Consider the following 8,212-nt stretch of genomic DNA (forward strand, 5'->3'; position numbering starts at 1 on the left):
GCCGGGTCAGCCCAGCCGGCGGACCATGTAGACCGAGGTGCCGGGATAGGTCGCGAGCCGGGCCTGTTGCGCCGGGTCTGCCGGCTGCGTCGCCACATACCCCTGCCGCTCCCAGAAGCCCACCGACGCCTGCACCGACACCAGCGTCGACTGCCGCCATCCGGCCTGCACCGCGTGCTCCCACGCATGCCGCACGAGCCGCGGCCCGAGGCCAAGCCCGGAAGCGGCCGGGTGCACCGCCAGGTCGTGCAGGTACAGCGCGTCGGCTGCCGCCGCGACCTCGAACTCGCCATGCAGCGCAGTGAGCTTGCCGGCGATCGAGGGATAGGCCGCCAGGTAGGCCCTGACCTCTCCCTCGTGCCCGGCGACCCAGCCCGTCTCCGGCGCCGCAGCCAGTCGCCGCGCGATCAGCGCACCGTCTTCCACGAAGTCCGCGCCGTAGCAGGCGAGCTGAATCGTGAGCACCGAGTCCAGATCGTCCGCGCGCATCGCACGCACGAAGACAGTGCCTGTCGCCATCAGGCCAGCAGCAGCTTGTCGTCGTCGAGCTTTTCGCCGCGCGTCTGCTCGAACATGCGCAGCAGGTCGGGCACATCCAGGCCCGCGCGTTCCGGCCCGGCCACGTCGAGGATCACCTGCCCCTCGTGCAGCATCACCGTGCGCGAACCGTAGTCCAGCGCTTGCCGCATGCTGTGCGTCACCATCATCGCGGTGAGCTGGCTGCCTTCGACGATCTTGGCGGTCAGCTCCAGCACGAACGCGGCGGTCTTGGGGTCCAGCGCGGCGGTGTGCTCGTCCAGCAGCAGGATGCGCGAGGGCTTGAGCGACGCCATCAGCAGGCTCACCGCCTGCCGCTGTCCGCCCGAGAGCAATCCGATGCGGTCGGCCAGCCGGTTTTCCAGACCGAGCTTGAGGATCGACAGCTTCTCGCGAAACAGCTCGCGCAGGTTGCGATTCAGCGAAAAGCCGAAACCCCTGCGCTCGCCGCGCTTCCACGCCAGCGCCATGTTCTCCTCGATGGTCAGCGCCTCGCAGGTGCCGGCCATCGGGTCCTGGAACACGCGGGCCACCATGCCCGAGCGCTGCCAGGCGTTCATGCGCGTCACGTCCTTGCCGTCGATCTCGATGCTGCCCTTGTCGACGATCAGGTCGCCGCTCACCGCATTGAGAAAAGTCGACTTGCCCGCGCCGTTCGAGCCGATCACGGTGACGAACTGGCCGGTCGGAATTTCCAGGCTGAGGCCGCGCAGCACGCGGTTCTCGATCGGCGTGCCCGGGTTGAAAGTCATCTCCAGTTGTTGGGCGCGCAGCATCAGTTCTTCCCCTTGAACAAGCCGCCCAGCTTGCGCTTGTAGGCGGGCACCAGCAGCGCGAACGCCACCAGCACGGCGGTCACCAGGTTCAGGTCCTGCGCCTGCAGGCCCATGAAGTCGGTGTTCAGCGCCATCGCGATGAAGAAGCGGTAGAGGAGGGCCCCCAGCACGCAGGCCAGCGTGGTGATCACCATGCTGCGCGCGGGCAGCAGCGTCTCGCCGATGATCACCGCGGCCAGGCCGATCACGATCGTGCCCACACCCATCGAGATGTCGGCCGTGCCCTGGCTCTGCGCGAAGAGCGCGCCAGCCAGCGCCACCAGCGCGTTGGAGAGCGCCAGACCCGCCATCGTGTGGAAGTCCGTCGAGATGCCCTGGGCCCGCGCCATTCGTGCGTTGCCGCCGGTGGCGCGCATCGCCAGGCCCGCTTCGGAAGCGAAGAACATGTCGACCACGATCTTCGCGACGATCACGATCAGGAGCAGCAACAGCGGCTTGGCCCATTGCTCGGGCATGCCGCCGAAGTCAACCATGGTGAACACGGTCGGCTCGGTGATGAGCGCCACGTTGGGCTTGCCCATCACGCGCAGGTTGACCGAGTACAGCGCGATCATCACCAGGATGCTCGCGAGCAACTGCATGATCTTGAGCTTGACATTGAGCCAGGCCGTGACCCAGCCCGACGCGGCGCCCGCCACGCAGGCCACCGCCGTAGCGGCGGCGGGGTTCCAGCCCAGGACGATCAGTGTCGCGGCCACGGCGGCGCCCAGCGGAAAGCTGCCGTCCACCGTGAGGTCGGGGAAGTTGATGATGCGAAACGACATGAAGACGCCCAACGCGACCAGTCCGAATATCAGACCGATCTCGATGGCGCCCAGCGAAGCGATGAGCGACATAAAGAAGCTGGCTTCTTACTTCGTGGCCACGACCTTGGCGGTCTTGAGCAGCGAGTCGGACAGCGTGACGCCCTGCGCCTTGGCGGCGGTGGGGTTCACCACCAGCTCGAAGTTGGTGCTGGTCTGCGAAGCGATGGTGCCGGGCTTCTCGCCCTTCAGGATGCGCACGACGATCTTGCCGGTCTGGCGGCCGATGTCGCTGTAATTCAGGCCCAGTGCCGCCACGGCGCCCCGCTCGACCGTGGCCGTGTCCGCTGCCACCACCGGCAGCTTGGCTTGCTGGGCGACCTTCACGATGCCTTCGAAGGCCGAGACCACGTTGTTGTCGGTCGGCGTGTAGATCACGTCGGCCTTGCCCACCAGGCTCTGCGCGGCGGTCGGCACGTCCACGGTGCGGGCGGCGGCGGCCTCGACCACGGTCATGCCTGCATCGGCCGCAGCCTTCTTGAGCGAGGCGACGATCGCCACCGAATTGGCTTCGCCGGGGCTGTAGATCACGCCGATGCGCTTGGCGTTAGGCACCACCTGCTTGATGAGGCCGATGTGTTTTTCCAGCGGCGAGAGGTCCGACACGCCGGTCACGTTGGTGCCGGTGGCATCCCAGTTCTTCACCAGCTTGGCCGCCACCGGGTCGGTGATGGCCGAGTAGACGACCGGAATCGTCTTGGTGGAAGCCACCACGGCCTGCGCCGACGGCGTGGCGATCGCGACGATCACGTCGGGCGCATCGCCCACGTACTTGCGGGCGATCTGCGCGGCGGTGCCCACGTTGCCCTGCGCGCTCTGGTAGGTGAACTTGAGGTTCTTGCCTTCTTCGTAGCCCGCCGCCTTGAGCTCCGCCTTCACACCGTCGCGCACCGCGTCGAGCGCCGGGTGCTCGACGATGGCCGTCACGGCCACCGACTTGGTGTCGGCCGCAAAGGAGGGCGCAGAGGCCAGCATGCCGAGGGCCAAGGCGACGGCGCTGAAAGGGGTGCGAAGCAGGGCGTTTTTCACGTGAGGGTCTCCGGATGGGGGAATGGGTGCGTCTGGAATGAAGCCGCCGGCGTGCACCGGGGCGGGGAATTCAGCGGGGTCGGGCGTTGCGCTGCAACCCGGCAGCCTCGAAGTCTAGATCGTACTTTGCACAATTAAGGTGCATGGACGGCTAGTGCTTACCCCGCTTTAGGAAACATAATTGCACCTAAAGTAGGAAGCAAGATATGAAATTGCACGACATCGAACTTGACCGTATCGACCGGCGGATTCTTGACCACTTGCAGGTGCACGGGCGCGCCACCAACCTCGAGCTGTCGGAGGTGGCCAACCTGTCGCCGGCGCAGTGCATGCGGCGCCACCGGCGCCTGGAGGAGCTGGGCCTGGTCAACGGCTACGCGGCGCACCTGAATGCGCGCCACATCGGCCTGGGTGTGATCGCCTTCATCCACGTGACCATGGCGCGCGGCCACGTCGACGAGCTGCCCAAGTTCCAGGACCTGATCGCCGACCTGAAGCAGATCCTGGAGTGCTACTCGGTGACCGGCGACTTCGACTACGTGCTCAAGGTGGTCGCGCGCGACCTGGAGTCGCTCTCGCAGTTCCTGATGCACACGCTGATGCACATGCCCGGGGTGTCGGCCGTGCGGTCGAGCGTGTGCCTCAACGAGATCAAGTGCACCACGGCCCTGCCGCTGGAGTGAACCTCAGCTCGGCATGCCCGGGATCGGCGAGTTCTGCGTCGCGGGCGCCGGCGCGGCCGCGGCGGGCTCGGTCGGCGCCATCATGAAGGTGGTGGGGGTCGCCATCGGCAGCGCGGCTTTCTTCAGTTCGTCCAGGATCACGAACAGCAGGTCGCTGCGCACGCCGCCGGCCAGCCGCGGGCTTGCCACGTAGGCGATGGCCTGGAAGATCAAAAGCCCGTTCTCGATGCCTTCCAGCGTGAGCGAGGGCGCCGGCGTCTCCAGCACCCCTTCGTGAGCGCGGCAGGCTTCCAGGATCAGCTCGCGCACGCGCTGCGCGTCGGTGGTCAGCGGCATCGGCAGGCGAATGAGCACGCGGCCCTCGGCGTTGGCCAGCGTCATGTTGCGGACCGTCTTGGTGATGAATTCCGAGTTCGGCACGATCAGCGTGGAGCGGTCGCCCAGCTGGATCTCGGTGGCGCGCACGTTGATGCGCCGCACGTCGCCCTCGGCCGTGCCCAGCACCACCCAGTCGCCCACCTTCACCGGCTGCTCGGCCAGGAGGATCAGCCCCGAGATGAAGTTCTGAACGATCGCCTGCAGCCCGAAGCCGATACCCACCGACAGCGCGCTCGCCACCCACGCGATGCGCTCGATGCCGATGCCCATGGCCGAGAGCGCGAACGCGATCACCAGGATGCCGCCCACGTAGCCCAGGAGCGTGGTGAGCGAGCTCTGCATGCCCGGCTCCAGCTTGGTGTTGGGCAGGTAGCTGCGCTCGAGCCAGCGCTTGAACACCCGCAGCACGATGAAGCCGACCACCGCCACCGCGATGGCGCTCAGGATCGCGCCTGGCACCAGCTGGAATTCGCCCACCTTCACGCCGGTGCCGAACTTGCCGCTGCGCTGGAACACCTCGCCAGGCCCCGTGCCCAGTGGCGCGGCCAGCGCGATCAGCATGTAGAAGAAGAGCGCCACGCGGCTCAGGCCCGAGAGCACCGTGGCCGTCTGGTCCAGCGTCTGCGGCGCGAGGTTGAAACTCTTCTGCAGCTTCTGCCCGAACGTGCTGCGCGAGGACACCAGCGCCATGAAGACGTCGTCGGCGAACTTGAACAGCACGTAGAACGCCGCCGCCACGATGCCGCTCCAGGTGAGCTGCGAGGCCAGCAAGCTCGCGAGCGCCACGTAGCCCACGGCCACCAGCACCCAGATCGCGATCACCAGCACGCCGATCAGCGCGACCAGGAGCCCGACCCACATCGGCCGCTCGGGCAGGCCGGCCTCGGGCGCGTCGGCACGCAGCGCCTTCAGGCGATAGATGACGGTGCCGACCAGCGCGGTCAGGAGCAGCGCGGTCAGCACGTGCGTGGTCACCACCGCGGCGAAGCTGGCGTCGATGAGCGCGTTGACCTCGGCGGGCGTCCACGCGAGCGCGGCCACCAGCGCCACCAGCCATGGCAGTGCCGACAGGCGCTCGGCCGTGGCGTCGGGAATGGGCGGCAGGCGCCAGGACGGACGGGCCGCCGCCAGCAGCGCGCGCCCCAGGCCGATGACGAACGCCATGAAGGTCAGCGCCTGCGCCGTCGATTGCAGCGCCTTGCGCGCCTGCCCCTCCCAGGTGGCATGGGCCTTGAGCACCTCCACGAAACCGTGCGCGGCCACCGCGACCAGGAGCACGTGGGTCGCGACGATGGCGATCACCAGCAGCGAGCGGCGCAGCCGCCCGGCGGGAAGCACGCGCATGGCCAGCCGCGTCAGCGCGCGCTCGGCGGCCCAGACGCCCAGCCACGCAAGCAGCAGCGCGCCGACGAGCGCGGCGATCACCGCCGTGCGGCTCTCGGGCTGCCACGCCTCTTCGAACCCGTCGCCGAGCGCCGAACCGATGGCCCGCAGCCGGGCGATGTCGTCGGGCCAGGCCTCGCGCAGGTCGTTCCAGAAGGTGCCGGTGAGCGGCGAAGCGGCGCGGCTGGTGAGCTCGGCCTCGAACTGCTGGCGCCGTTGCAGCACGAGGTCGGCGCCGCGCTGGCGCACGTCGATCGACAGCAGCTTGGCAAGGCGGATGTCGGCGTCGAGCGCATTGCGCTCCTTGGTCAGCTGTGCACGCTGGCGGGTGATGTTGGGGTCTTCGGTGGCGCCGGCGGCGGGCGGGTTGCCCAGTTCGCCCAGGCGCGCATTCAGGTCGGCCAGGTCGCCGGTGCGGGCAGCGACGAACTTGTCGGCCTGCGCGCCGATCTCGTTGATCTGCGCGAGCTGCTTGCGCCCATCGTCCTCGCCACCGGGCGTGGCGCCTGCAGCGGCCGCGGCACCGGCACCGGCACCGGCGGTACCGACTGCGGGCGCGGCCTTGGCGAACTGCGCGCGCAGCTCGGCGATGGTGGGTGCGGGCGCTGCAGCCGCGGCGGTGTTGGCGCTGTTGTTGGGGTTGCCGTTGCCGGCGTTCATGCTGGCTTCCGGCTGCGCGAGGGCGCCACCGCATGTCAGCAGGGCCCACAGGGCCAGGATGGCGGGAAGGCAGAAGCCCGCCAGGCGAGAGGTCCGATTCATGGCCGCATCATAGAAGCCGCCATTTCGTAAAAACGGGTAAGAAGTGCAGCGTCAGCCGGCGGGGCTGAAGAGGTCGACCCTGTCGGTGATGATGCCGTCGGTGCCCAGGTCGATGAGCCGCTGCGCGGCCCAGTCGTCGTTGACGGTGTAGCTCAGCGAGCGCAGGCCCGCCCCGTGCACCTGCGCGACGGTCGCTGCGTCCCACAGCGCGTGGTTGCAGACGATGGCCTGGCAGCCGAGCTCGAGCGCGGTGTCGAGCCAGCCCTTTCGCAGCGAATCGAGCAGCAGGCCGCGCGGCAGCCCGGGCTGCACCGCAGCCGCGCCCCGGAGCGATTCGACCTGGAACGAGGTGAGCAGCGGCGCGATCGGCGCGCCCTTCCACAAGCGGGCCGCCTCGCGCGCCACCACCTCGCCGGTCTCGCGCTCGGTACCGGGCGTGGGCTTGATCTCGATGTTGAGCAGGTAGCCGTTCGCCAGGCAGAAGCGCGCGAGGTTCTCCAGCGTGGGCAGCGGTTCGCCCGCGAAGGCGCGCGAATGCCAGCCGCCCGCGTCGAGTTGCGACAGCGTGCTCCACGTCTGCTCGCCACCGATGCCGTGGCCGTTGGTGGTGCGATCGAGCGTGGCGTCGTGCATCAGGAAAGGCACGCCGTCGGCGCTCAGCTTGGCGTCGCACTCGAACATGCGGTAGCCGTGCGCCGCGCCGAAGCGGAAGGCGGCGAGCGTGTTTTCAGGGGCCAGCTTGCCGGCGCCGCGGTGCGCGACCCAGCGGGGGTAGGGCCAGGGACTGCGTTCGGCCATCGTTCAATCCGCCCGTTTGCCCGATCCGGCGTCGAACCAATGGAGCTTGTCTTCGCGCGCCGCGATCTTCACCGTGTCGCCCGCGACCGGCGGATGATCGCCTTCGTCGGTGCGCATGATGATCTGCTCGTCGCCGATGCGGCCGTACACCAGGCGCTCGGCGCCCAGCAGTTCGACCTGCTCGACCTGCACCGTCCAGCCGCTTTCGTCGAGCTTCATGTGCTCGGGGCGGATGCCCAGGATCTGGCCCGCGCGCACGCCCGGAGCGTGCTTGAGCAGGTTCATCGGCGGCGAGCCGATGAAGCTTGCGACGAATGTGGTGGCCGGGCGCGAGTACACCTCCTCGGGCGTCGCGAACTGGTCCATCACGCCGCCGTTCATCACGATGATGCGCTGCGCGAGCGTCATGGCCTCGACCTGGTCGTGCGTGACGAAGAGCGAGGTGATGCCCAGCTCGCGGTGCAGCTTCTGGATTTCCAGGCGGGTCTGCGCGCGCAGCTTGGCGTCCAGGTTCGACAGCGGTTCGTCGAACAAGAAAACCTGCGGCTGTCGCACGATCGCGCGGCCCATGGCCACGCGCTGGCGCTGGCCGCCCGAGAGCTCGCGGGGCTTGCGCTCGAGCAGGTGGCCCAGTTCGAGGATCTTGGCGGCCTTGTCCACGCGCACCTTGATCTCCGGCACCGGCACCTTGGCGATCTTCAGGCCATACGCCATGTTCGCAAACACGCTCATGTGCGGGTAGAGCGCGTAGTTCTGGAACACCATCGCGATGTCGCGCTCGGAGGGCTCGAGCTGGTTCACGACCTTGCCGCCGATGGCGATCTCGCCGGCCGAGATTTCCTCCAGGCCCGCGACCATGCGCAGCAGCGTGGACTTGCCGCAGCCCGAGGGCCCGACGATCACGATGAACTCATGGTCGGCGATCTCGGCGCTCACGCCGTGGATAACCTGATTGGCTTTCGGCCCGTGGCCGTAGCGCTTGATGACGTTGCGTAGGGAAAGA

The 8,212-nt window shown here is 68.3% G+C and carries 8 protein-coding genes; 1 reads left to right on the plus strand and 7 read right to left on the minus strand.

Annotation, left to right across the window (positions count from 1 at the left end; translation table 11 throughout):
- Nucleotides 1-6: 6 nt before the first annotated feature.
- From RT97_RS11530 to RT97_RS11545, 4 genes are read right to left on the minus strand one after another with little or no spacing between them, the layout of a single operon-like run.
- On the minus strand, nucleotides 7-519 hold the full coding sequence (locus RT97_RS11530; RefSeq protein WP_042578914.1) for a GNAT family N-acetyltransferase: 513 nt from the start codon (nucleotides 517-519) through the stop codon (nucleotides 7-9).
- Nucleotides 519-1,313: an ABC transporter ATP-binding protein gene (locus RT97_RS11535; RefSeq protein WP_042578915.1), complete on the minus strand. Its 795-nt coding sequence runs from the start codon at nucleotides 1,311-1,313 to the stop codon at nucleotides 519-521. Before RT97_RS11535 ends, RT97_RS11530 begins: the two co-directional genes overlap by 1 nt.
- Nucleotides 1,313-2,209 (minus strand): ABC transporter permease, encoded by an 897-nt coding sequence (locus tag RT97_RS11540; protein WP_042578916.1) that lies wholly within the window; start codon nucleotides 2,207-2,209, stop codon nucleotides 1,313-1,315. Before RT97_RS11540 ends, RT97_RS11535 begins: the two co-directional genes overlap by 1 nt.
- Nucleotides 2,210-2,224: 15 nt before the next feature.
- The gene (locus RT97_RS11545; protein ID WP_042578930.1) at nucleotides 2,225-3,151 is read right to left on the minus strand and encodes an ABC transporter substrate-binding protein; all 927 of its coding nucleotides are present in this window, start codon (nucleotides 3,149-3,151) and stop codon (nucleotides 2,225-2,227) included.
- A gap of 266 nt (nucleotides 3,152-3,417) precedes the next feature.
- On the opposite strand from RT97_RS11545, the gene RT97_RS11550 reads away from it, so the two are divergent.
- Entirely contained in the window at nucleotides 3,418-3,888 is a 471-nt protein-coding gene (locus RT97_RS11550) for an Lrp/AsnC family transcriptional regulator (RefSeq protein ID WP_172672193.1), read from the plus strand.
- Nucleotides 3,889-3,891: 3 nt separating this feature from the next.
- Here RT97_RS11550 and RT97_RS11555 read toward each other — a convergent pair whose 3' ends face one another.
- From RT97_RS11555 to ugpC, 3 genes are all read right to left on the minus strand, one after another.
- Nucleotides 3,892-6,411 carry a DUF3772 domain-containing protein gene (locus RT97_RS11555; protein ID WP_042578918.1) on the minus strand — a complete coding sequence of 840 codons (2,520 nt, stop codon included), beginning with the start codon at nucleotides 6,409-6,411 and terminating at the stop codon, nucleotides 3,892-3,894.
- A 51-nt stretch (nucleotides 6,412-6,462) separates the two neighbouring features.
- Entirely contained in the window at nucleotides 6,463-7,209 is a 747-nt protein-coding gene (ugpQ, locus tag RT97_RS11560) for a glycerophosphodiester phosphodiesterase (RefSeq protein ID WP_042578919.1), read from the minus strand.
- Nucleotides 7,210-7,212: 3 nt separating this feature from the next.
- The coding region (ugpC, locus tag RT97_RS11565; RefSeq protein ID WP_080898262.1) for a sn-glycerol-3-phosphate ABC transporter ATP-binding protein UgpC at nucleotides 7,213-8,212 on the minus strand (1,000 nt) is incomplete at its 5' end.

Source organism: Variovorax paradoxus, from assembly GCF_000834655.1.
GTDB lineage: Bacteria > Pseudomonadota > Gammaproteobacteria > Burkholderiales > Burkholderiaceae_C > Variovorax > Variovorax paradoxus_F.